Genomic DNA, 24,719 nt, shown 5'->3' with positions numbered 1-24,719 from the left:
TCGTCGGCAGCGTCAGATGTGTATAAGAGACAGGAGCGTCAGATGTGTATAAGAGACAGAGCTGTGCCTGTTTGAACTGGCGTAACGCTTCTAACTGCTGCTCTTCGTCTTCTTCCGGCACGCGCAGAAGATACTGACGCAGTTCATCCCGATACGCATCGGTGGCCGTCGGCTGATAAAGCGTGCTCGGATCCAGCAGTTCATCAAGCAGCAACGGATAGCGCGCCAACTGGCTCGCCACCATCGGCGACGCGGCACACAAACGAATAAGATGTTTTAAAGCGCCAGGGTATTCACTTAGCAGCTCAAGGTAGGTCGTACGCGTGACGATACCGCTGAGCAACGGCGTAATACGGGTTAGCAGCACCAGCGCATCTTCACGCGAGCAGACTTCACTCAGCAGATGTGGCATCAGAGAGTCCAGCACCTGACGCCCGCGTGGGCCAATGGTGCGCTTATCCAGTTCTTTGCGGAAATCCGCAATTTGCAACAGCACGCGCTGGCGGTCGTCACTGCTGAGATGTATTAGCACCGACGGGGTATCATCCTCCTGCAGCGTGTCCTGCCACAGCTCTCGCCAGTCTTCCGACAGCTGTTCTTCCTGTGATGGCTCTTCATCATCGCCGATAAGATCGTTAAAGACTCGGCGTACTTCCGCCATCAGCGCATCAAGACGCTCGGTCAACGCGTTCCAATCAGCCAGATGCATGCCCCACGCCAGACGCGCGCGATTGAGCTCATCGCCCGGCAGAGTTTGCGTCTGTTCGTCATTAATGCTTTGCAGCAGATTTTCCAGACGGCGCAGGAACAAATAGGCTTCACGCAGCGCCTGCGCATCGGTATTGGACAGCAGATTCAGTGCCTCAATCGCCGCCAGCGTCGGCAGCAGCGATCGGCTTTGCAGCGACGGCTCACGCCCACCGCGAATCAGTTGGAAAACCTGGACAATAAATTCGATTTCGCGAATACCGCCCGCACCGAGCTTGATGTTGTCTTTCAGCCCCCGGCGGCGCACTTCGCGGGTGATCATCCCTTTCATGTTACGCAAAGATTGGATCACGCTGAAATCGATGTAACGACGGAACACAAACGGCCGCAGCATCGCGCGCAGCTCGCCCGTATAGACACCATCGTCATCGCCCATAATCCGCGCTTTAACCATCGCGTAGCGTTCCCAGTCGCGCCCCTGCTCCTGGTAATAATCTTCCAGCGCCGCAAAACTCAGCACCAGCGGGCCGCTGTCGCCAAATGGGCGCAAACGCATGTCGACGCGGTAAACAAAACCATCCTGCGTCGGCTGATCGAGCACTTTGATGAGCCGCTGTCCCAGGCGGGTAAAGAACTGGGCATTATCCAGCTCACGACGACCACCTTGAGTCGAACCGTGCTCAGGCCAGGCAAAAATCAGATCGATATCAGAGGAGAAATTAAGCTCGCCACCGCCCAGTTTGCCCATCCCGAGAATCAGTAACGGCTGTGGGACACCATCGGCACTGCACGGTGTGCCCCATTCACGACAGCAGGCATCGTAAAGCCAGTTACGAGCGTGGACGATCAGCGTTTCTGCCAGATGGCTCAACTGTTGGAGGGTATCTTCTTCGCTAACCAGTGCCAGTGCCTGCGACCACGCAATACGCACCATCACCCGACGGCGAAAGACGCGCAGTGCGCGCATCAGCGCCGTTTCATCATGAACTTCAGCCAGCTCCGCCTGGAGCCAACCCGCGTATTCTCGCCACTCATCCGCTTGCGGTGGCTCGCTTTCCAGCGACGCCAGCCACTCGGGATACGCCATCAAACTTTGCTGAACAAAATCACTAAAGGTGAAAACAGCCTGCGCATTCGCGCTGAGCGTTGCGATTGGAAAATCTTCCGGAGCGCGCTCCACTAGCGTTTGCCAGTGCTGCTGTAACTGCGAAGAAAGCGGCGTCATACACGGGTTCCCTGAAGTCAATTAACGTTTTCCGCTGTGTAGCCAGAACGGTTCGACCGCCAGTGCCTCATTGCGGTAGTGCTCTATTTCAATGTGCTGGCGTGTTTCGATGGCATGGCGCAAGCCCTGCCAGTTCGCCAGCCAGCGCTGCGCTTTTTCAGCGTCGTAGTAGCCTGCCAGCACCTGAACGCTATTGATGTCACGCGTCAGACGCGGCAACTGATCGCCATAGCTATCGCCAAGCGGATAGGCAAAGGTGGTGCGCAGTTCGGCAGCTTGACGAGAGAGGTGGGTATCGGCAAAACGTTTGAACGAGTCGGCCATTTTGCCTTCGGCTTTGGCATCAAGGAACGGCTGCCAGCCGCGCATCACCAGCCATTCGGTAAAGGCGAGTTTGGTGAGCGCCGTTTCACGGTTGAATGCTGCGTCATGGGCCGAGACTTTCTCAGCCATCAGCGCATCCACCTGAGTCAGCCCATCACGCAGTTGGGCGCTCGCTTTACGTGGCACAATCCCGCCAAACAGCGTCAGAATGTGGCGAATCAATCCCTGCGCGTTGACAACTTCGGTTTTCGCTTTCGTTTTGCCGCGCAGCCAAAGCTCTTCATGATATTGCCAATGTGCGAGAGCGCTTTCCAGCGCCGCTTCAAACGCTTGTCCCACCGTCGCTTTCGGCGGCAATGCCAAAATAGTCAGCGGTTTGATCTCACGCTCAGGATTGCCTTGCGCCAGGTGATAGCCACGAGCGGCTTTACTCAGACTGCCTTGACGCAGCAGGCCGGTCTGCGCAAGCTGCTGCGCCAACGCCAGCACGTCAGCCGTTTCACCGCTCAGCAGCTCCAGCTCCAGTTCGCAGATAGCTTCCTGATGATCGCCAGCCTTAACGTCACCCTGATCCAGCGCGATTTCAATCTGGCTCTTGCCCTGACTGACCACCCATTTTTCACGGAAGAAATCGGTGCTGAACAACGGATTCACCTGTTCTGCCAACCCCTCAGGCATTTCGCCGTTCGGCCACACCTCGGACGGCAGCTTGTCGAGCGCGAGCTCCGGCGAGCTAATGGCAATATTGTATTCCGGACGCTGATGCAACCCGCCAACGGTACGCCCGGCGATTTTCATGGTCATCTCATAACGACCATTGTCGCCGCGAATACGCAGCCCCATATCATGGCGACGCAGCCAATTATCCGCAGTCTCGTAATAGATGTTCAGCAACTGCCCCGGCGGGGTGTGCTCTGCATTGAGGGTTTGCAGGTGGTCGCGGAGCGCTTCAACACCAGCGGTGTCGACGATAAATTTTAATTCGATTTCTTGAGCCATGATTGAATTCTTTTGGTTTCGTTACCCGGAAATACCTTTATGGCGAACTTATAGGTATTCTTTTTGTCAGTAGATAGTATTTTGCGACAAATTGCCATGCAATGCGCAATTTGTCAGGTGGACAGCAGACGCCGGTTTTTTCTCCTGGAGGATTCCGATTGCCGCAGAATGCTTTGCGTCGTCAGACTGTTGCCACTACTATCGTTCCACTTATATGACAAAAACGATGATCTGATGCCAAAATTACGCTTAATTGCCATTACTTTACTGACACTTACCGCTTCAACCCTTGCTCACGCGGATGAAAAGCGTTACGTTTCCGACGAACTGAACACCTGGGTACGCAGCGGCCCGGGCGATAATTACCGTCTGGCTGGCTCCCTGAATGCCGGTGAAGAAGTCACCTTGCTGCAGACTAATGACAATACCCAATATGGCCAGGTGCGCGACAGCAACGGCCGTACGGCGTGGATCCCGCTGAAAGAGCTGACCGCGACACCCAGTCTTCGCACCCGCGTACCGGATCTGGAAAACCAGGTCAAAACCCTGACCGACAAACTCAACAATATCGACACCACCTGGAACCAGCGCACGGCAGAAATGCAGAAAAAGGTCGCTGAGAGCGATAGCGTGATTAACGGTTTGAAAAACGAAAACCAGAAGCTCAAAAACGAGCTTATCGTCGCGCAGAAAAAAGTGAACGCGGCCAATCTCCAGTTGGATGACAAACAGCGCACCATCATCATGCAGTGGTTTATGTATGGCGGTGGCGTGCTGGGTATCGGCCTGCTTCTGGGTCTGGTACTGCCGCACATCATCCCAAGCCGCAAGCGCAAAGACCGCTGGATGAACTAAGCCGTTCCCCTGTCTTTTTGACAGGGGATAATTCGCCTTATCGGCGCTTCTTTCGTATTATCTGAAAGAAAATGATAAGGAGAAACGTGGCGTGAAGAGTTATCTGGTCGGTGGTGCGGTTCGGGACGGGTTGTTAGGTCTACCGGTCAAAGATAAAGATTGGGTTGTGGTTGGCGCCACGCCGCAGCAAATGCTTGACGCGGGCTACCAGCAGGTAGGCCGCGACTTTCCTGTCTTTTTACATCCCAACAGCCACGAAGAGTACGCGCTAGCCCGCACCGAGCGTAAATCGGGCTCCGGTTATACCGGTTTTACCTGCTATGCTGCGCCAGACGTCACCCTGGAGCAGGATCTGCTGCGCCGCGATTTAACCGTCAATGCGCTGGCCGAAGACGCCGATGGCACGATCATTGACCCCTATGGCGGCCGCCGCGATCTCGAACAGCGTACTCTGCGCCATGTTTCCCCCGCCTTTGGTGAAGACCCGCTGCGTGTTTTACGCGTGGCGCGCTTCGCTGCACGGTACGCCCATTTAAGCTTCCGCATTGCCGACGAAACCATGGCGCTGATGCGTGAGATGACCGATGCCGGTGAGCTGGCGCACCTGACACCAGAGCGCGTATGGAAAGAGACGGAGAACGCCCTTGGCACCCGCAACCCGCAGGTGTTCTTCCAGACGCTGCGCGACTGCGGAGCATTGAAAGTCTTATTCCCGGAAATCGATGCGCTGTACGGCGTACCGGCTCCGGCAAAATGGCACCCGGAAATTGATACCGGCGTTCACACGTTGATGACGCTCACCATGGCGGCGATGCTCAGCCCGGAGATTGACGTACGCTTCGCTACTTTATGCCATGATTTGGGCAAGGGGCTGACGCCAAAAGAGTTTTGGCCACGTCACCATGGGCACGGCCCAGCGGGTGTGAAACTCGTTGAACAATTAAGCCTGCGCCTGAAGGTGCCTAACGAAATGCGGGATCTGGCTAAACTGGTTGCTGAATTCCACGACCTCATCCATACCCTGCCAATCCTGCAGCCGAAAACGCTGATCAAACTGTTTGATTCCATCGATGCCTGGCGAAAACCGCAGCGCGTCGAGCAAATAGCGCTTACCAGCGAAGCCGATGTTCGTGGCCGAACTCACTTTGAGGCCTGCGATTATCCGCAGGGCAGATTACTGCGCGAAGCGTGGGAAGTTGCCAAAAGCGTGGGCAACAAAGAGGTGATTGAGGCCGGATTTAAAGGCCCGGAGATTCGTCAAGAGCTGACGCGGCGCCGAATTCAGGCGGTAGCGAACTGGAAGGAAAAACGTTGCCCCCAGCCAAAAGACTGAGGGCGACGCATCAGAAGAAAACGACGTAAACCGCTGCCGCCACGATAAAGCGGTAGATAGCAAACGGAATGAACGAGATACGTTTAATCAGCTTCAGGAAGGTTTTGATGGCCACCAGCGCTACAAGGAAGGCCATCACAAACCCAACGGCAAACATCGGAATGTCGCCAACGGTCAGGAAGTGCCAGCTCTTGTAGAGATCCAGCGCCGTCGCGCCCATCATCATCGGCACAGCGAGCAGGAAAGAGAACTCGGAAGCCGCATAGCGGCTCACGCCCATCAGCATGCCGCCTGAAATCGTTGCTCCGGAACGCGAAAAACCCGGCCACAGCGCCAGACACTGGAAACAGCCAATCATAAAGGCTTGACGATAGGTCATATCATCAATCCCGACCGCACGCGGCGTTTTCGGCTTCAGGCATTCTGCCGCAATCAGCAATAGACCGCCGACCACCAGCGCGTACATGACGTTAATCGGGTTAAAGAGCGATTTGATCGCGTCGTGGAAAACCAATCCCAGCACGACCGCAGGGATCATTCCCAGCAGAATATGAATCAGCGACAAACGGCCAGAACCTTCCCCTTCATGTACCGGCGGACGACCAAAATGAATGCCAATCAGACCGAACAGGCGGCGCCAGAACATCACCACTACCGCAAGAATGGATCCGAGTTGGATAACCACCTCAAACGTCTTTGCCGTTTCCCCTTCAAAGCCCAGCAGATGACCAACAATGATCATATGACCGGTGCTGGATACAGGCAGGAACTCCGTCAATCCCTCGACCACACCCAGAATTGCCGCCACCAGCAGCGAGTGTATATCGCTCATTAAATAAACCCTTAAAAGTAAACAATAAAATAAACCCGGCACTATGACCGGTATAAATCACTTTGGTTTAAGTTATATGACGGCTAATCGTATTATTTCAGATTTTGGCCACGCTCGATGATGACCCCGACGTTCGCTGCACGGGCGACGGCGCCAGGTTTGCTGACTTTAATGCGAACCCACGGCGACTTAAAGCGGGTCATCAGAAGCTCAGCGACCTCTTCCGCCACGCGCTCAACCAGGGCAAAACGGCTCCCTTCCACGTGCTTTACTACCGCTTCGCTGATATCAGCATAGCTTAGGCAATCTTCCACATTGTCGCTGGCAGCGGATTTACGGTTATCCCAGCCTAATTCGATATCGAACACCAGTTTCTGTTCAATCGTTTGTTCCCAGTCATAAACACCAATAGTGGTGATTACCGAAAGTTGCTCTATAAATACAATATCCATCACGACCTGCTTGGTTTTAGGCTAAACCGGATACCACTTCCGGCGAATTATGCGTATTATCCACAGATGCAGAGAATACTTCGACATTTTCAAAATGGAACAGCGTTATGAGTGCAATCGAGCCTGGGATGATTCTCCTCGCCTACCTTTGCGGCTCAATTTCCAGCGCCATTCTGGTCTGCCGCATCGCAGGGTTACCTGACCCTCGCAGCAGTGGCTCGGGTAATCCCGGAGCCACTAACGTATTACGCATTGGCGGTAAAGGCGCTGCCGTAGCCGTACTGATTTTCGACGTCCTGAAAGGGATGCTTCCGGTTTGGGGCGCTTACGCGCTGGGCCTATCTCCTTTCTGGCTGGGGCTGGTTGCTATCGCCGCCTGCCTGGGCCATATCTGGCCGGTATTTTTCCATTTCCATGGCGGTAAAGGCGTTGCCACCGCATTTGGCGCCATTGCGCCTATTGGCCTGGATTTGACGGGCGTGATGGCAGGCACCTGGCTATTGACGATTTTACTCAGCGGTTATTCTTCGCTGGGCGCTATCGTCAGCGCACTGGTGGCGCCGTTTTATGTTTGGTGGTTCAAACCGCAGTACACCTTCCCGGTCTCCATGCTTTCGTGTCTGATTTTGCTGCGCCATCACGACAATATTCAGCGCCTGTGGCGACGTCAGGAAACGAAAATTTGGGGACGCTTGAAAAAGCGTAAGCAGGAAGACACCGAACAGCGCAAGCCTTGATGTCGCGATATCACCGGAATAAGAGATGTTAACCCCGGCGTCGCTACGCTCGGCCGGGTTACGATAGATTAAGCGGCCGGGAGTTCTGCCAGCGGCCAGCGTGGACGAACGGTCACGCCCAATGAGGCATTCGCGCCGGTTTTCAACCGTACCATCCCCGCATAAGCAATCATCGCGCCGTTATCGGTGCAAAACTCTGGGCGCGCGTAGAACACTTCCCCGCGGCGTTTTTGCATCATTTCAGCCAGCTTCGCCCGCAGCGTACGGTTTGCGCTTACGCCACCCGCCATCACCAGACGTTTAAAACCGGTTTGGTCCAGTGCGCGCTTGCACTTAATCATCAAGGTATCCACCACCGCATCTTCAAACGCACGGGCAATATCGGCGCGGGTCTGCTCGTCATTGTCGTTGTTACGAATGGTATTCGCTGCGAAGGTTTTCAAACCCGAGAAGCTAAAATCAAGTCCAGGGCGATCGGTCATTGGACGCGGGAAGATAAAACGCCCTTCCGTCCCCTGTGAAGCCATTTTCGACAGCATCGGTCCGCCGGGGTAATCCAGTCCCAGCAGCTTCGCCGTTTTATCAAAGGCTTCACCGGCAGCATCATCAATAGATTCACCCAGGAGCGCGTATTCACCAATGCCGGTCACGCTAATCAGCTGCGTGTGGCCGCCGGAAACCAGCAGCGCAACGAACGGGTATTCCGGTGGATTATCTTCCAGCATCGGCGCCAGCAGATGGCCTTCCATATGGTGCACCGCAATGGCGGGAACATCCCACGCGAACGCCAGTGAACGACCAACGGTTGCGCCGACCAGCAGTGCGCCAACCAAGCCAGGGCCTGCGGTATAGGCCACCGCATCAATATCTTTTGCCGTCAGATTGGCTTCTTTTAACGCCGCCTGAATCAGCGGAACCGTTTTACGCACGTGATCGCGCGAGGCCAGCTCAGGAACCACACCGCCGTAGTCAGCGTGTAATTTCACCTGACTATACAGTTGGTTGGCTAACAGACCTTTTTCATCGTCATAGATAGCGATGCCGGTTTCATCGCAGGATGTTTCAATACCCAGTACACGCATGGCTAGATTTACCTCATTTCAATACCGCGCAGTGTAGGGCGAATAACCCGGGATGTAAAACTTTGCTCACCCCTGGACTCCACTTCGTGTATACTCCTCACCCTTAAAAAGTCCATTTCAAAAAGAGCATCGGTGCTTTACAAAGCAGCAGTAGTTGCAGTAAAATTCCGCACCATTTTGAAATAAGCTGGCGCCGATGCCAGCGGCAAACCGAATTTATAAAGGTGAGAGTTACATGCCGGTAATTAAAGTACGTGAAAACGAGCCGTTCGACGTAGCACTGCGTCGCTTCAAACGTTCATGCGAGAAAGCAGGTGTTCTGGCAGAAGTTCGTCGTCGTGAGTTCTATGAAAAACCAACGACCGAACGTAAGCGCGCTAAAGCTTCTGCAGTGAAACGTCACGCGAAGAAACTGGCTCGCGAAAACGCACGCCGTACTCGTCTGTACTAATCTCTTGAGAGCGTCAGCTCTCAATTGTCAGACTGAGTTGTAGTTGCAAGGCCGTGCTTCCGAAAGGAATGCGCGGCTTGTTTTCGTTTATAAGTTATTAAAATAAACGGGGCCTATGGCTGGACGAATCCCACGCGTATTTATCAGTGACCTGCTGGCTCGCACCGACATCATCGATCTCATCGATGCGCGGGTGAAGCTGAAAAAGCAGGGCAAGAATTACCATGCGTGCTGTCCATTCCATAACGAAAAATCCCCTTCTTTCACCGTAAATGGTGATAAGCAGTTTTACCACTGCTTCGGCTGCGGCGCGCACGGCAATGCCATCGACTTTTTAATGAACTACGACAAGCTCGAGTTTGTTGAGACCGTTGAAGAACTGGCTGCCATGCACAATCTTGATGTGCCGTATGAAGCCGGAACGGGCCTGAGTCAGATAGAGCGCCATCAACGGCAAAACCTCTATCAACTCATGGACGGATTGAATGCGTTTTATCAGCAATCCTTTACCCAACCCATCGCCGAGCCTGCACGGCAGTATCTGGATCAGCGCGGCCTGAGCGCCGAAGTTGTCCAGCGCTTTGCTATTGGTTTTGCACCGCCTGGCTGGGATAACGCACTAAAACGTTTCGGCGGTAATGTCGACAACAGAAAGCTGTTGCTTGATGCCGGAATGCTGGTCACCAATGACCAGGGAAGAACGTACGACCGTTTCCGCAATCGCGTGATGTTCCCGATTCGCGACAAACGAGGCCGGGTAATTGGTTTTGGTGGCCGCGTACTCGGTAACGATACGCCGAAATACCTGAACTCCCCGGAAACCGATATTTTCCATAAAGGCCGACAGCTGTATGGCCTTTATGAAGCCCAGCAGCACAACGCTGAACCACCGCGTCTGCTGGTTGTCGAAGGTTATATGGATGTCGTCGCACTGGCGCAATACGGTATCAACTATGCCGTGGCTTCGCTGGGTACCTCGACCACGGCCGACCACATCCATATGCTATTCCGTGCGACAAACAACGTAATTTGCTGTTACGACGGCGACCGCGCCGGGCGTGATGCCGCATGGCGCGCATTAGAAACCGCCATGCCGTACATGACCGACGGCCGTCAGCTACGCTTTATGTTCCTGCCCGACGGTGAAGATCCGGATACGCTGGTACGTAAAGAAGGCAAAGAGGCTTTTGAGGCACGGATGGAGCATGCACAACCGCTCTCCATGTTCTTATTTAACAGCCTCTTACCGCAAGTTGACCTGAGTACGCCGGATGGTAGTACCCAGCTTGCGGCACTGGCGCTGCCGCTCATCAGCCAGGTGCCTGGCGATGCGCATCGTATTCAGCTGCGCCAAACGCTAGGCCTGAAGCTGGGTATTTTTGACGATGCTGCGCTTGATCGTTTAATGCCAAAACAGGCAGAAAGTGGCGTCGTACGCCCGACCCAACAGCTAAAACGCACGACCATGCGTATACTTATAGGGCTGCTGGTGCAAAATCCCGATCTTGCGCCGAAGGTTCCGCCGCTAGCCGGGTTGGATGCAAAAAAACTGCCGGGCCTGAAGCTGTTTTCCGAACTGGTGACTACCTGTTTGGCTCAGCCCGGTCTGACCACTGGTCAACTTTTAGAGCAATATCGCGGCACAAATGAGGCTGCAACCCTTGAAAAACTGTCGATGTGGGACGATATAGCAGATAAGGACATTGCTGAAGAAACCTTCACCGACTCGCTCAACCATATGTTTGATTCGTTGCTTGTACTGCGACAAGAAGAGTTGATAGCTCGCGATCGCACACACGGTTTAAGCAGCGAAGAACGCCGGGAACTCTGGACGCTAAACCAGGAACTGGCCAAAAAATGAATTTAACGGCTTAACTGCCGAATACCTATCGGGTAGCCCCCGACAGCCGCACCGAGGCGCAGCGGCACAAATATAAGTACGCCCTCGCATTAAATGTCGGCGGTTCGTTCGCCGGCCGACACCAATCAAATGAATTAAGTGTGGATACCGTCTTATGGAGCAAAACCCGCAGTCACAGCTCAAGCTTCTTGTCCAACGTGGTAAAGAGCAAGGCTATCTGACCTATGCCGAGGTCAATGACCATCTGCCGGAAGATATTGTCGATTCAGATCAGATCGAAGATATCATCCAAATGATCAACGACATGGGCATTCAGGTGATGGAAGAAGCGCCGGATGCCGATGATCTGTTGCTGGCTGAAACCTCCAACAACACTGATGAAGACGCAGAAGAAGCGGCTGCACAAGTTCTGTCCAGCGTGGAATCTGAAATCGGGCGTACGACTGACCCGGTGCGTATGTACATGCGCGAAATGGGTACCGTAGAACTGCTGACCCGCGAAGGCGAAATCGACATCGCCAAACGTATTGAAGACGGGATCAACCAGGTACAGTGCTCCGTTGCCGAATACCCAGAAGCGATTACCTATCTGCTGGAACAGTACGATCGCGTAGAAGCGGAAGAAGCGCGTCTATCCGACCTCATCACCGGTTTCGTCGATCCTAACGCCGAAGAAGACATGGCGCCGACTGCAACGCACGTTGGTTCCGAGCTGTCTCAGGAAGAAAGGGATGATGACGAAGACGAAGATGAAGACGACGACGACGATAGCAGCGACGATGACAACAGCATCGACCCAGAGCTGGCACGTGAGAAATTCGCTGAACTGCGTACTCAGTACGAACTGACTCGCGATACCATCAAAGCGAAGGGCCGCAGCCACGCCGCCGCTCAGGAAGAGATCCTGAAGCTGTCTGAAGTCTTCAAACAGTTCCGTCTGGTACCGAAGCAGTTCGACTACCTGGTAAACAGCATGCGAACCATGATGGACCGCGTGCGTACCCAGGAACGTATCATCATGAAGATGTGCGTTGAACAGTGCAAAATGCCTAAAAAGAACTTCATCACCCTGTTCACCGGCAATGAGACCAGCGATACCTGGTTCAACGCAGCGATTGCGATGAACAAGCCATGGTCAGAAAAACTGCACGATGTCGCGGAAGACGTTCAACGTGGTCTGCAAAAACTGCGTCAGATTGAAGAAGAAACTGGCCTGACTATCGAGCAGGTGAAAGACATCAACCGTCGCATGTCCATCGGTGAAGCGAAAGCCCGCCGTGCGAAAAAAGAGATGGTTGAAGCGAACTTACGTCTGGTTATTTCTATCGCCAAGAAATACACCAACCGCGGTCTGCAGTTCCTTGACCTGATTCAGGAAGGTAACATCGGCCTGATGAAAGCGGTTGATAAGTTTGAATATCGTCGTGGTTACAAGTTCTCTACCTATGCAACCTGGTGGATCCGTCAGGCGATTACCCGTTCTATCGCAGACCAGGCGCGCACTATCCGTATTCCGGTGCATATGATTGAGACCATCAACAAGCTCAACCGTATCTCTCGCCAGATGCTGCAGGAAATGGGTCGTGAGCCAACGCCGGAAGAACTGGCTGAACGCATGCTGATGCCAGAAGACAAAATCCGTAAAGTGCTGAAAATTGCCAAAGAGCCAATCTCCATGGAAACGCCAATCGGCGATGATGAAGATTCACATCTGGGTGATTTCATCGAGGATACCACCCTCGAGCTGCCGCTGGATTCTGCCACCACTGAAAGCCTGCGTGCCGCAACGCACGACGTACTGGCGGGCCTGACCGCTCGTGAAGCGAAAGTCCTGCGTATGCGTTTCGGTATCGACATGAATACCGACCACACGCTGGAAGAAGTGGGCAAACAGTTTGACGTTACCCGCGAACGTATCCGTCAGATCGAAGCGAAGGCGCTGCGTAAACTGCGTCATCCAAGTCGTTCTGAAGTACTGCGTAGCTTCCTGGACGATTAATCATCCCGGCTTAAAACGTAAAAAGCTCCCTACGGGGAGCTTTTTTTTTGCCTGCGAGTTGGGCATCGTGCTGCATCCTGGAAATCACCACACATTGGGGCTGTGCCAGAAAGTTAAAGCCCGCGCGCTTTTAGCGTCTTATCCAGTTCCTGATACGCCTCTACCAGCTTATCCAGCGTAATACGGCTTAGCCCGCTCGGATTCGGGAGTACCCATATTTCAGTATCACCAATCATCAACGTCTGCTTGCCCCATGGCGCGTTACGCTGCCCCAGCCCACGCTCAAAGGCCTGCTTGCCCAATATCGCCAGTACGGCAGGCTTGTAGCGCTCAACCTTCTCAACCAGCGCCTGCCCGCCGCTTCGCAGCTCCTGTACGCTCACCTCACTCGCCTGTACCGTTGGCCGCTCGACCAGCTTGGTGACGCCGCAGCGAAAATCGAGCATCAGCTGTGCCTCTTCCGGCTTTAATTGGCGGTCAGTAAACCCGGCCAGATGCAGCACTTTCCAGAAGCGGTTTGCCGGATGGGCGAACGGATAGCCCAGCGAGGAAGATGACAGCCCCGGGTTGATACCGCAAAACAACACCCGCAGTCCCGAATCAATAATGTCCTTAACCATAATATCCTCAACCGATACATCGTCAGTTGAGTATAACGAATTGAAAATGCATTGTTTATAAAAACAGCATGTGCACGCTTAATGCTGGATTGGCGTCCGCTGTTACTTTATAATCGTCGGCTCACTGGCCCCTTAGCTCAGTGGTTAGAGCAGGCGACTCATAATCGCTTGGTCGTTGGTTCAAACCCAACAGGGGCCACCAAATACAAAAAGGGCTGACGAGAAATCGTCAGCCCTTTTTGCTTGAATAAGATGATAACAGGCGCTCCCACGAGGCAGGTGAGAGCGACTTAAGCAGGGTTACACTAGCGAGCTCAGTTCCTCGCGCATGTAGTCAGAGAAGAATTCAGGGTGTTTAATCACAATGCGCTCGCCGGATTCGACTCGCTCGGCCCAGTTGGCCACTTTATCCGTAAACCCGGCATTCCAGCCCTCATGCTGGCCGCGTTCGGCGATGGCGGCAGAACTCACCGGCGTCCCCAACTCTTTCAGATAGTTCAGAATTCCCTTCGCTGTACTCTCATCCATGGACTGTGGTACTGGCTCAGACGTGTTCATACCACCAATGAAATCCAATGCTTTATCAATGACTGCTGGCATATGCTTGTCCTTAAATTAACCACGTAGTAAACAAGTTATACTATGGACTGAAACTGGCGGTCATTACAAAGAAACAGCTCACGTTATTGCACTTTTTCGTGAGCCAAAACCGATTTTTACCTCACTTTTCATCGTGGTGATGCCATTCAGCACAAAAAAACCAGCGCAATAGGCGCTGGCTTTTGTCGTATCGAAGAGATTATGCGTTGGTGACCGAATTCTGCTCCGCGCTGGATTTGGTGTTCTCCAGCATCCGGCGTACCGGCACAATCAAGACGCACAGTACGGCGGCACAGATCAGTAACGCGATAGAGCAGCGGGCAAACAGATCAGGCAGCATATCCAGCTGGTCAGCCTTCACGTGGCCGCCAATCAGGCCTGCGGCCAGATTACCCAGCGCGCTGGCACAGAACCACAGCCCCATCATCTGGCCACGCATTCTTTCCGGTGCCAGCAGCGTCATGGTTGCCAGGCCAATTGGGCTCAGGCACAGCTCACCGAGCGTCAACATCAGGATACTGCCCACCAGCCACATTGGCGACACGCCTGCCCCGCCGTTGCTCAGCACGTTCTGAGCAGCCAGCATCATCAGACCAAAGCCCGCCGCGGCGCACAGAATACCGATAACAAACTTGGTAATACTGCCCGGACGCACGTTTTTACGCGCCAGCGCTGGCCATGCCCAGCTAAATACCGGGGCCAGGATAATGATAAATAGGGCATTAATTGACTGGAACCATACCGCCGGGATCTCGAAATCACCAATCATACGATTAGTGTAATCATTCGCGAACAGGTTAAAGGACGTAGGTTTTTGCTCAAAAGCCGACCAGAAGAACGCCGCAGCGACCAACAGGATAAAGCACACCAGCAGACGCGCACGCTCTTTGCGGCTAAGGCCTGCAAAAACAAACAGATAGATAAAGTACAGCGCGACCGATGCGGCAATCACGTACACCAGCACGCTCGCCACCGCTACCGGATTAATGACAATAATGCCCTGCGCAATCAGCGTAATAATCACGGCAACGCCAACGGCCAGCGCCAGCAGCCATGCACCGACGCCGCGCTTTTTGGCCACTGGGTTGTTCCAGGTCGAATCCAGCCCCACTTCGCTGTCATAGCGTTTCATCGCCGGCACGGCAAAGATGCGGAAGATAACCAGCGCTACCAGCATCCCGATACCACCGATACCGAAGCCCCAGTGCCAGCCATGAGATTTAATCAGCCAGCCGGAAATCAGCGGCGCGATAAACGATCCCATGTTGATGCCCATATAAAACAGAGAGAAGCCGCCATCACGGCGCGCATCGCCTTTTTTATACAGCGTACCGACCATCACCGAGATACAGGTTTTAAATAACCCGGAACCCAGCACGATAAACATCAGGCCGATAAAGAACAGGTTGTCCCCCATAAAAGCTGATAGCGCGATAGACAGGTGACCCAGCGCGATCAGTATCGAGCCATACCAGACGGCCTTTTGCTGGCCGAGCCAGTTATCCGCCAGCCAGCCGCCCGGCAGTGCAGCCAGGTACATTGTTCCGGCAAAGATGCCGACAATCGCTGAAGCATTTTCACGTGCCAGTCCCATACCGCCGTCATATACGGTGGCCGCCATAAACAGGATCAGTAATGGGCGGATACCGTAAAACGAGAATCGCTCCCACATTTCGGTAAAGAACAGCGACCCCAGCGGATAAGGGTGACCGAAAAAGGTTCGGCTTTCGTTTTTATTAACAGAGGAATGCATAGTTTCTCCAGAGAAGGTGCGCCGCAACGCGTGTAAGTTGTGTAAGCGGACTAGCCATTTATTAATTTTGTCGATGATTTACATCTAACACGGTATTTTTTAACCATTTGATAACCATAATATGGTCATGTCTAGCCCGTAGCCCCATACTTTTAGACGAAAAGTCGATAAACATCTACTTTTTCAGATTTTTTATTGGCACTAGCAGAAAGGTAATTGACTTCATCACCCGACACAATAAGTGGTTAATTATTCATATAAAACAATAATATATTCTATTTTCAAACGCAATAAATGGCCAAAAACAGGCCCAAAGATAGGACTATAAAAAGTGTGGAAAATACGGTGTTCGCTTAGAGGATGGGAGAAAATCGCGATAAATGACAGACAAAGGAAGCGGCGGAGAGTGAAGAATGCAAGACAGGAAAGTCCGTTGGAGATGCAGGCGCCAAACGCGCCTGCCGCCGTTTTATTTTGCGTGCCAATAAGCGCTTGAACGTACCAGCTGTGGATCCATCGCTTCAGTCACAAAACCGTCGGTCAGCCCTTTCACCACCTTTCCTTCACCCGTCAACCAGATAAAGTAATCGGACTCAGGCACCGCTAATTGTGCCAGACGGGCAGCAACGGCCTCAGCATCGTAGCGGGTAAACCATTCAATATTGCACTCGTCAAACCCGGCCAGATAGGCTTTATCTGCTTCATCACGCACCATCACCAGCGCAGTAACCTGTGGGAACTGTGGCAACTCACGTAATACCTCCAGCCGACGACGCAGCGCGGGCATCCCGGTTTCATCGCAGACATACAGCTGCCAGGCGTAATCCTCCGGCACCACCAGCGAACCGCGCGGTCCGCCGATCAAGAGCGTATCGCCCGCTTTAGCCTCCATCACCCACTGGCTGGCCACGCCGCCGTCGTGGATAAAGAAGTCATAGGCCAGCTCATGGCGTTGTGCGTTATACAGCGGCGTGTAGTCTCGCGCCTGCGGGCGGACGCCATCTGCCCAAATGATACCGTCATCACCCACCGTTGGCGGCGTCAATGTTGTACCTGCCTGGGGGAAAAACAGTTTGGTGTGGTCATCAAAGCCCCGTGAGCTAAAGCCTTCAAGCGCTTCGCCGCCCAACACGACCCGTTGGAAAGCCTCACCCACGCGCTCGACGCGCAGTACCGTCAGTTCACGAAAACGAAGTTCATTACGTACGCGCTGTGGGTATTTGTTCTCTTTCATTTGGCGTCTCTCTCAAAATAGATATATCTAAAACATTTGCAAATGATAATGATTGCCAATTAAAAAGAAAGCAAGCACTTTTTATGATATATGAAAACCACATTTTAAACTTTCTTAGTGCTAGATAAAAAATCATTAATATCAATTAATTAATGAAACATTCTTTTTTGATATTGCTAAAGATACAAAAAAAGATATAAATTAGATATATCTAATCAATAAAAAGGAACACCCTATGAAACCTTTCTCTGGTACTGAACATCGCGGCCGCGGTCATCGTGGTGAACTGGCTGACTGTGAACATCGTGGCGGACGTGGTGAAGGACACGGCGGCGGTCGTCGCCAACGCTTCTTTGGACACGGTGAACTCCGCCTGGTGATCCTCAGCATCCTTAAACAAAGCGCCAGCCACGGCTATGAACTGATTAAAGCCATTGAAGGCCTGACTCAAGGCCACTACAGCCCGAGCCCTGGCGTTATCTATCCCACGCTGGATCTGTTGCAGGATCAAGGGTTGATTACCGTTCAGGAAGAGGACGGCGGGCGGAAGAAAATTGAGATTACCGCTGACGGCAGCCAAATGCTGGAAGAAAGCCAGGAGCACCTGGAACAAATCCAAACCCGGCTGAAAGCCAGAATGGTAGGCCACGAGTTACGTAAGAACCCGCAGATGAAGCGTGCGCTGGATAACTTCAAGGCCGTGCTGGACCTGAAAGTGAATCAGGGCGATATCAGCGATGCGCAGCTAAAACAGATTATCGGCATCATCGACCGCGCGGCGCTGGATATCACCCAATTAGATTAATGCAGGACGGTTACCGCATCCTGAAGACGGCTCGCGCGGCGTTTGACCATCGCCGACACGCTCGCGCTCTCAGCCACCAACCCGGCATTCTGCTGGGTAATCTCATCAAGCTTGGCGACGGCACGCGTCAGGTCAGAAAGCCCCGTCGCCTGCTCGGAAGTTGACTGGCTAATCTGCGCAATCAGCTGGGTGACATTTTGTACCTGAGAAACAATGTCATCCATCGTGCGTCCCGCCGCATGGACTTGTTCAGACCCCGACTGCACTTTGCTGGCGCTGGCCTCAATCAACTGGCGGATTTCATTGGCAGCCGTCGCGCTGCGGCTTGCCAGGTGGCGTACTTCACCGGCGACAACCGCAAATCCCCTACCCTGCTCACCGGCGCGCGCCGCCTCTACGGCGGCATTCAGCGCCAGAATATTGGTCTGGAAAGCGATATCGTTAATCAAGGTTGTAATCGACCCGATGCGCTGCGTGCTATCAGCGATATCTTCCATGGTTTGCACCACCCGATGCATCGCCTGCCCGCCCTGAGTTGCTGCACCGCTGGCAGCCAAAGAGAGCTTATCGGCCTGCGCCGCGGTGTGGGAATTATTCTGTACCGAGGCCGCCATCTGATTCATGGTGGTGACCGTTTGCTGCACATTTTCGACCGTCTCCTGTGTGCGCTGGTTAAGCGAATCGTTACCGCGCGCCAGCACGTCGCTGCCATCGCTGACGCTGTTCACCTGGCTTGAAACATCGTTAATCAGCCAGCGGCACATTAATCCAAGCTGCCCTACCGAGCGCAATATCAGCCCTAGCTCATCACTGCGATCCAACTGCTCGACGCTGTTGCGCTCGCCGGTTGCCACACAGAGCGCCTGTCGCGCCACGTTTTCCACGGGGCGGACCACCTGCCATTCAAGAACGGAAGTGGTCAGCAGCAGCAGAACCGCTGATGCCAGCACTGCTGCAATAGGTGCGTTCAGGGCGAATAGCGACCCGGCCAACAGTAGATACAGGCCGAGCATCAGGCTTCGAACCCGCCACCGTAGTGGCATCGCCGTCAGTTTCCCCCACCAGCGCTTGCTGATAACACGCCCCTTATGCAGGCGCTTATTGCTGCGATCCTCCCGCAGCGCCTGATACAAAGGCTCAACGGCCGCCACTTCCTGCGGGCTGGCCTTTGTGCGGATAGACATGTAGCCAATCGTTTTACCATTACGCACCTGGGGAATGGCATTCGCGCGCACCCAGTAATGGCCGCCGTGTTTCGGGCGATTTTTCACAATGCCGGTCCACGGCTCACCTTGCTTCAGCGTACGCCACATATCGGCGAATGCGGCTTTCGGCATATCGGGATGGCGAACGAGGTTATGCGGCAGGCCGAGCATCTCTTCACGGCTGTAGCCGCTAACCTTGACGAAGGCATCGTTAACGTGGGTGATGTAGCTGTTGAGGTCGGTGGTCGACATGAGGGTGGTGTGGTCATCCAGCACGGATTCATGCTGGTTTTGGTCGGGCAGGGTAGACATACGAACATCCTTTTCAGGTGCGGAAAGAAAATGTATTACAATTGTTATATCGGAGGTTATTTAATTAACCTTAATTGTTAATTTTGCGTTAGATCGCAAAATCAACAAAAGCCCTACTTTTTGCACGGCGCGCAACCGTGGCGCAAAACGCGCACCACGCTCGAGCACCCTGCACATTCAGGTCGCAGCCCACTCCTCCCTTTTTGAGCCTCCCCGCTACGCTGGACGATTAAATATTGTACAGACGCGTTTTTCCCTGGCATTTATCCCGATTTTCACCGTAGCCGCTGAAGTGGCGTAATCCCTGCAATACTTAACTCAGTATCATGTGATACGTGAGTCCCGGGAGCACATTTTGAACAGGTTACCTTCCAGCGCATCGGCTCTGGCCTGCAGCGCACACGCACTGAATCTCATTGAGAAACGAACGCTCTCACATGAGGAGATGAAAGCTCTTAATCAGGAGGTCAGGGAATACTTTAAAGAACATGTGAATCCGGGGTTTTTAGAGTACCGAAAATCTGTAACAGCCGGTGGGGATTACGGAGCCGTAGAGTGGCAGGCGGGAGGGTTAAATACGCTTGTCGACACCCAGGGCCAGGAGTTTCTGGATTGCCTGGGCGGTTTTGGTATTTTCAACGTGGGGCACCGTAATCCAGTGGTGGTTTCCGCCGTACAGAATCAGCTCGCCAAACAACCGCTTCACAGCCAGGAACTGCTCGATCCACTGCGTGCAATGCTTGCGAAAACGCTGGCAGCACTGGCGCCGGGCAAACTGAAGTACAGCTTCTTTAGTAATAGCGGGACCGAATCGGTAGAAGCGGCGCTGAAGCTCGCTAAAGCTTATCAATCGCCACGCGGTAAATTTACCTTCATCGCCACCAGCGGCGCGTTCCACGGTAAATCGCTCGGGGCGCTGTCGGCTACGGCTAAATCCACTTTCCGCAAACCGTTTATGCCATTGCTGCCGGGCTTCCGTCACGTGCCATTTGGCAATATCGACGCGATGCGTACCATGCTCAGCGAATGTCAGAAAACCGGCGATGATGTCGCGGCGGTGATCCTTGAGCCTATTCAGGGTGAAGGCGGTGTCATTCTGCCCCCTCAGGGCTATCTGCCTGCCGTACGTAAGCTGTGCGATGAGTTCGGCGCATTGCTGATCTTTGACGAAGTTCAAACCGGGATGGGCCGTACCGGCAAGATGTTTGCCTGCGAGCATGAAAATGTGCAGCCGGATATCCTGTGCCTGGCCAAGGCGCTTGGCGGCGGGGTGATGCCTATCGGTGCCACTGTCGCTACGGAAGAAGTGTTCTCCGTACTGTTCGATAATCCGTTCCTGCACACCACCACCTTTGGCGGTAACCCGCTGGCCTGTGCGGCAGCGCTGGCTACGATCAACGTGCTGCTCACTGAAAACCTGCCCGCTCAGGCAGAGCAGAAAGGCGATATCCTGTTGGACGGTTTCCGCTGTATGGCACGTGAGTATCCGGATCTGGTGCGCGAGGCGCGCGGGAAAGGAATGCTGATGGCGATTGAGTTTGTCGATAACGAAATCGGCTACAACTTTGCCAGTGAGATGTTCCGCCAGCGCGTACTGGTTGCCGGAACCCTCAACAATGCCAAGACGATCCGCGTTGAACCACCGTTAACTCTGACGATGGAACAGTGCGATCAGGTGCTAAAAGCAGCGCGTAACGCCCTGGCCGCACTACGAGTCAGCCAACACCAGGTGGCGACAGAGCAGTAAAAAATACGCCCTCAGCAAACCCGCCGAGGGCGTCCTTTTCCTATTGGGCACCAAACAGCGCCGTCATATCCAACCACTGAACCTCACAATCGCTGGTACCGCAAAACAGCCGGGTATCCCCTTTGCCGTCAGCCCACACTCCGGCTGGAAAAACAACGTCCCGCAGATCCTCACGCTTACACTCTCCGGGTAGAAAATCATCCCGGCATGCAATAATCTCCATCGCTGATGAACGCCCGCGAAGATAATCGAAGATAAAACGTGCGGCGTAGTAGTGACGATCCCCCCTCTCATCGAACCGAGCCACATGCGCCAACACATGAACCTCCCCTTCAGCACGGACATAGGCGGTATTAACGCCGCACCAGTACTGTTCATCAAGGTGAGAAATCAGCGTCGCGCGGGAAATTGTCTGTGCATTCAGCTCATCCAGGCTGGAGAGCATAGTCCAACCAATGGTGCCACGCCCACCCCATTCGCCCTGCGGGCGAGTGAAAAGTAGAATGCGGCCATCCGGCAAGGAGACGGGGCGGATATCTTTCATTCCCCATGGCCCGGTTGCCAAAGGGCGTAATGTTTCCAGGCTGTCGCCGATAAAAAACAGCGTACGCCAGCGCAAAGGAACATCGTCCGCGGAATACTCCACTTCAACGCCGCCAAACAGCAGTTGCCCGGTAAGCATACAGATAAACGGATCCTGTAGCGCAAACGTCGGTAGGTCAGCCAGCAAAGTGGCATGATTCCCACCGTCCCAGGCAAAGAAGCGCACCTCAGAATACTCGCTGTTACGCTTCTCCACGCGAGCTGCCATACACCAGGCCCCGGCATGACGGAAAGGGGCCGTCGGGTTATAGACGTCATACCCGTCCACGCCGTGGAAAATCATTTTTCCACTACGGCGCGGCCGAGCATGAGCGCGATAGCGATGATAAAGTTCGCTCACATCATCACGCATTAGGCTAGCCCTAAGTGCTTCCACAGTGCATCCATCGGGAGCGTGGCTAATGCGGTACACTCATCCGCCGCGCCGTACCAAACGTGAAGTGTCTCATGACGAACCAGCGTTCCGCAGGTAAAGACCACGTTACCGAAGAAGCCTTCCCGTTCGTATGAAGCGGTCGGTTCGAGCAAAGGTACCGGCGATTTGGCCAGGATTTTCGTCGGATCGTTAAGATCCAGTAACAGTGCACCAAGACAGTAGCGCTGATCGGCATCAACGCCGTGATAAATCTCAAGCCAGCCGCGATCCGTTTTAATCAGCGGTGCACCGCCGCCCGACTTCCGCGAATCCCATTTATCCCCCGAACGTCCGAGCAAATGGCGATGATTGCCCCAGTGCAGCATATCGGGAGACTCGCAGATCCAGATTTCCGGGTGGCCAAAGTGGCTCGGTGCCGGACGCGTCAGCGCCATATAACGCCCGGCCACTTTTTCCGGAAAGAAGCAGACATCCCGATTGTCCGGGCAGAGGATCAGGCCCTGTTTTTCGACGTGTATGAAGTCCCGGGTCGTCGCCAGCGCGGTGGTGATACCCAGCGATGACACTGCCGAATAGTTGATATACCAAAGACCGTCTATCTGCGTGATGCGCGCATCTTCGCAACCAAACTCTTCATAGCGGCTATCCGCGATGATGAAAGGCTCGCTATCAATGGTGTAATGCACGCCATCTTGACTGCGCGCCAGGCGCAAATGGGACATCGAAGTCAGCCACAGCTGCGCCGGATCGCTCTTTAAAACAATGGTGCGCGGATCGCTAAAATCATAGCGATCATCGCCACGATCGAATGTCTTCGTGGTCTGCCGCCAGCCGCCTTCATGTGGTTCCAGCAGCGGAACGACGATAAGCCGGGGATCATCATTCACTACGCTCTCCGCAACGCGCAGAAGCAGAATAATTTCACCCTGATACTCGGTGACTCCGGTGTTAAACACGCATTCAACTTTGCGCCCTGGCAGTGAAGGCACCACATCTTTCGGGGTGATTAGCGGGTTATTGCTGTGTCTGTTCATGAACTTTCCTTTTCATCAGAATTTGATTTTTACCTAGCCATTGGCCGTCCTGTCCGTAGAGGAGATCCGCAGTCATGTTCCACCAGGGGTTCTCTATCGGCTCACCAAAGTTAATCGCCACCCATAGCTGTTCGTTGCCCGTTGTACGGGTAAACCATACGCACTCCTGGGTCAGTGAGAGCGGGCCGCACTCTCCTATGCACAGCGCTTCGCTTTTTGCCCGTAGCGCAATGAGAGTCTGGTAATCCCGCCATAGCGAGGCCGGTGTTTGCCGCTGCCGCGCGGCATTGATTTGCGGATAGTCCCCGCTGACAGGCATCCACGGGGGAACACAAGAGAATCCAGCAAAGGGAGCATCGCTCCACAGCATCGGCGCGCGGGAAGCATCGCGGGAATGTTCTATCGCTTGAGCCAGCGCCTGTTCGGCATTCAGGCCTTGTTGTAATGCCGTTTGATAATGGGTTACTCCCTGTATATCAAAGATTTGTTCCACCGTTTCGGGGAGATAATTGGTCATCCCTAGCTCTTCGCCCTGGAAGATAAACGGCACGCCGCGTACGGTCAGCTGTAGCGCGAATACCGCTCGGGCGCGTTCAATATCACGCGGCCCGTCGCCAAAACGTCCAATCATCCGCGGCATATCGTGGCTGGAGAAAAAGAGCGTAGGTGGGCCCGATTGCCGAGATTGCGTGGCGTTAATCTCGGCACATAAGCGTGAGACATCAAAGGTCTTCTGGCTGCCAATGTTGAAATTAAACACCACGTCCATCAACTCGGGCGCCTGATAGCGCGCCAGAATATCCAGCTCATCGCTGCCGATTTCGGCTATCAGAAACGCGCTTCCCTGCTGACGCACATAGCGACACAGGCGCGTTAAGGTGTCGATAATCCCCGGTTGATTAATATCAAACCGATGCTGCTGCTCGCCATTTTCCACCGGGTTATCAGGGCCGATGCCGTGGATGGTCAAAAAGTTGATCACATCAAAACGAAAGCCATCCACGCCCAGCGCTTTCCAGAAATCGATAACCTGGTAGATCTCCTGTTCAACCTGCGGGTTCTGCCAGTTCAAGTCGACCTGCTGCGGCGCGAACTTATGGTAGTAATACTCACCGGTATCCGGCTCCGCGCACCAGGCGCTGCCGGAGAAAAATGACTGCCAGTTGTTTGGCTGCTTGCTAAACAAAAAGTAGTCCCGGTAGCGGCTCGCTGGATTATTCCAGGCGTCGAGAAACCAGGGATGCTGTGACGAAACATGGTTAACGACCAGGTCGATAATGACCCGAATACCGCAGGCGTGGCACCGTTTCACCACCTCCCGAAAATCTGCCAGCGTGCCAAAGCGCGTATCAACGTCGCAGTAGTCGCTAATGTCGTAACCGTTATCTACCAGCGGCGAGGGATAAAAGGGGGTTATCCAAATAGCGCCTACGCCCAGCGCATTGAGGTAGTCCACTTTTGATAACAGCCCGGGGAAATCGCCCATGCCGTCGCCATTGCCATCACAAAATGAGGGCAGATAAATTTGGTAGCAGGTACAGGACTGCCACCAGGGGTGTTTATTCACCGGTA

At 53.9% G+C, this 24,719-nt stretch carries 21 protein-coding genes and 1 tRNA gene; 9 read left to right on the top strand and 13 right to left on the bottom strand.

The features are described 5' to 3' along the window. Window positions 1-1,933, bottom strand: a 1,933-nt coding sequence (gene glnE / locus KP80_RS11325) for a bifunctional [glutamate--ammonia ligase]-adenylyl-L-tyrosine phosphorylase/[glutamate--ammonia-ligase] adenylyltransferase (RefSeq protein WP_052283749.1), incomplete at its 3' end; no start/stop codon positions are given. Between the two features lie 21 nt (window positions 1,934-1,954). Next, entirely contained in the window at window positions 1,955-3,256 is a 1,302-nt protein-coding gene (locus KP80_RS11320) for an inorganic triphosphatase (RefSeq protein ID WP_052283748.1), read from the bottom strand. 234 nt (window positions 3,257-3,490) lie between these two features. Between KP80_RS11320 and KP80_RS11315 the strand changes: the two genes are divergently transcribed. After that, window positions 3,491-4,111, top strand: coding sequence for a TIGR04211 family SH3 domain-containing protein (locus KP80_RS11315; RefSeq protein ID WP_052283751.1), 621 nt, complete (start codon window positions 3,491-3,493; stop codon window positions 4,109-4,111). A 91-nt stretch (window positions 4,112-4,202) separates the two neighbouring features. Next, window positions 4,203-5,444, top strand: coding sequence for a multifunctional CCA addition/repair protein (locus KP80_RS11310; protein WP_052283747.1), 1,242 nt, complete (start codon window positions 4,203-4,205; stop codon window positions 5,442-5,444). 10 nt (window positions 5,445-5,454) lie between these two features. Here the strand turns inward: KP80_RS11310 and bacA are convergent, their stop codons facing one another. Both bacA and folB read right to left on the bottom strand, forming a co-directional pair. Further along, window positions 5,455-6,276, bottom strand: a complete 822-nt coding sequence (bacA, locus tag KP80_RS11305) for an undecaprenyl-diphosphate phosphatase (RefSeq protein WP_052283746.1) — start codon at window positions 6,274-6,276, stop codon at window positions 5,455-5,457. 92 nt (window positions 6,277-6,368) lie between these two features. Further along, the gene (gene folB, locus KP80_RS11300) at window positions 6,369-6,728 is read right to left on the bottom strand and encodes a bifunctional dihydroneopterin aldolase/7,8-dihydroneopterin epimerase (RefSeq protein WP_052283745.1); all 360 of its coding nucleotides are present in this window, start codon (window positions 6,726-6,728) and stop codon (window positions 6,369-6,371) included. 107 nt (window positions 6,729-6,835) lie between these two features. Here folB and plsY point away from each other — a divergent pair, with 107 nt between their 5' ends. Next, window positions 6,836-7,465 carry a glycerol-3-phosphate 1-O-acyltransferase PlsY gene (gene plsY, locus KP80_RS11295; RefSeq protein WP_052283744.1) on the top strand — a complete coding sequence of 210 codons (630 nt, stop codon included), beginning with the start codon at window positions 6,836-6,838 and terminating at the stop codon, window positions 7,463-7,465. A 68-nt stretch (window positions 7,466-7,533) separates the two neighbouring features. On the opposite strand, the gene tsaD is transcribed toward plsY, so the two are convergent. Then, complete coding sequence (tsaD, locus tag KP80_RS11290) at window positions 7,534-8,547, bottom strand: tRNA (adenosine(37)-N6)-threonylcarbamoyltransferase complex transferase subunit TsaD (RefSeq protein WP_052283743.1); 1,014 nt, start codon at window positions 8,545-8,547, stop codon at window positions 7,534-7,536. A gap of 235 nt (window positions 8,548-8,782) precedes the next feature. Between tsaD and rpsU the strand changes: the two genes are divergently transcribed. The 3 genes from rpsU (at window position 8,783) to rpoD (ending at window position 12,858) form a co-directional block, all read left to right on the top strand. Next, window positions 8,783-8,998 (top strand): 30S ribosomal protein S21, encoded by a 216-nt coding sequence (gene rpsU, locus KP80_RS11285; protein WP_001144069.1) that lies wholly within the window; start codon window positions 8,783-8,785, stop codon window positions 8,996-8,998. Between the two features lie 115 nt (window positions 8,999-9,113). After that, entirely contained in the window at window positions 9,114-10,859 is a 1,746-nt protein-coding gene (gene dnaG, locus KP80_RS11280; RefSeq protein ID WP_052283742.1) for a DNA primase, read from the top strand. A gap of 154 nt (window positions 10,860-11,013) precedes the next feature. Continuing rightward, on the top strand, window positions 11,014-12,858 hold the full coding sequence (gene rpoD, locus KP80_RS11275) for an RNA polymerase sigma factor RpoD (RefSeq protein WP_052283741.1): 1,845 nt from the start codon (window positions 11,014-11,016) through the stop codon (window positions 12,856-12,858). A 113-nt stretch (window positions 12,859-12,971) separates the two neighbouring features. On the opposite strand, the gene mug is transcribed toward rpoD, so the two are convergent. Continuing rightward, window positions 12,972-13,478: a G/U mismatch-specific DNA glycosylase gene (gene mug / locus KP80_RS11270; protein WP_052283740.1), complete on the bottom strand. Its 507-nt coding sequence runs from the start codon at window positions 13,476-13,478 to the stop codon at window positions 12,972-12,974. A 126-nt stretch (window positions 13,479-13,604) separates the two neighbouring features. On the opposite strand from mug, the gene KP80_RS11265 reads away from it, so the two are divergent. After that, window positions 13,605-13,680 (top strand) — tRNA-Ile (locus KP80_RS11265). A 98-nt stretch (window positions 13,681-13,778) separates the two neighbouring features. Here the strand turns inward: KP80_RS11265 and KP80_RS11260 are convergent. The 3 genes from KP80_RS11260 to KP80_RS11250 all read right to left on the bottom strand — a co-directional run bounded on the left by KP80_RS11260 (window position 13,779) and on the right by KP80_RS11250 (window position 17,065). Beyond that, window positions 13,779-14,078, bottom strand: a complete 300-nt coding sequence (locus tag KP80_RS11260; RefSeq protein WP_052283739.1) for a DUF1889 family protein — start codon at window positions 14,076-14,078, stop codon at window positions 13,779-13,781. Window positions 14,079-14,277: 199 nt separating this feature from the next. Further along, window positions 14,278-15,831, bottom strand: coding sequence for a peptide MFS transporter (locus KP80_RS11255; RefSeq protein ID WP_052283738.1), 1,554 nt, complete (start codon window positions 15,829-15,831; stop codon window positions 14,278-14,280). Between the two features lie 469 nt (window positions 15,832-16,300). Beyond that, window positions 16,301-17,065, bottom strand: coding sequence for a siderophore-interacting protein (locus KP80_RS11250; protein WP_052283737.1), 765 nt, complete (start codon window positions 17,063-17,065; stop codon window positions 16,301-16,303). Between the two features lie 235 nt (window positions 17,066-17,300). On the opposite strand from KP80_RS11250, the gene KP80_RS11245 reads away from it, so the two are divergent. Beyond that, complete coding sequence (locus tag KP80_RS11245; RefSeq protein WP_052283736.1) at window positions 17,301-17,870, top strand: PadR family transcriptional regulator; 570 nt, start codon at window positions 17,301-17,303, stop codon at window positions 17,868-17,870. Here the strand turns inward: KP80_RS11245 and KP80_RS11240 are convergent. Then, the gene (locus KP80_RS11240) at window positions 17,867-19,387 is read right to left on the bottom strand and encodes a PAS domain-containing methyl-accepting chemotaxis protein (protein ID WP_052283735.1); all 1,521 of its coding nucleotides are present in this window, start codon (window positions 19,385-19,387) and stop codon (window positions 17,867-17,869) included. The genes KP80_RS11245 and KP80_RS11240 overlap by 4 nt on opposite strands. Window positions 19,388-19,742: 355 nt before the next feature. On the opposite strand from KP80_RS11240, the gene ygjG reads away from it, so the two are divergent. After that, window positions 19,743-21,134, top strand: coding sequence for a putrescine aminotransferase (gene ygjG, locus KP80_RS11235; protein ID WP_052283734.1), 1,392 nt, complete (start codon window positions 19,743-19,745; stop codon window positions 21,132-21,134). A gap of 40 nt (window positions 21,135-21,174) precedes the next feature. Here the strand turns inward: ygjG and KP80_RS11230 are convergent, their stop codons facing one another. Genes KP80_RS11230 through KP80_RS11220 form a run of 3 tightly spaced genes read right to left on the bottom strand, consistent with a single transcriptional unit; the run spans window position 21,175 to window position 24,714 of the window. Next, window positions 21,175-22,113 (bottom strand): DUF1861 family protein, encoded by a 939-nt coding sequence (locus KP80_RS11230; protein WP_156315643.1) that lies wholly within the window; start codon window positions 22,111-22,113, stop codon window positions 21,175-21,177. Continuing rightward, window positions 22,089-23,147, bottom strand: coding sequence for a glycoside hydrolase family 130 protein (locus KP80_RS11225; protein WP_052283732.1), 1,059 nt, complete (start codon window positions 23,145-23,147; stop codon window positions 22,089-22,091). Before KP80_RS11225 ends, KP80_RS11230 begins: the two co-directional genes overlap by 25 nt. Then, entirely contained in the window at window positions 23,128-24,714 is a 1,587-nt protein-coding gene (locus tag KP80_RS11220; protein ID WP_052283731.1) for an alpha-glucosidase, read from the bottom strand. Before KP80_RS11220 ends, KP80_RS11225 begins: the two co-directional genes overlap by 20 nt. Between the last annotated feature and the right edge of the window lie 5 nt (window positions 24,715-24,719).

The sequence above is a fragment of the Kluyvera genomosp. 1 genome, assembly GCF_001266615.1.
GTDB lineage: Bacteria > Pseudomonadota > Gammaproteobacteria > Enterobacterales > Enterobacteriaceae > Kluyvera > Kluyvera cryocrescens_A.
Note: the sequence above shows the minus strand (reverse complement) of the source record. Positions and strands in the feature narration are given on the sequence as shown.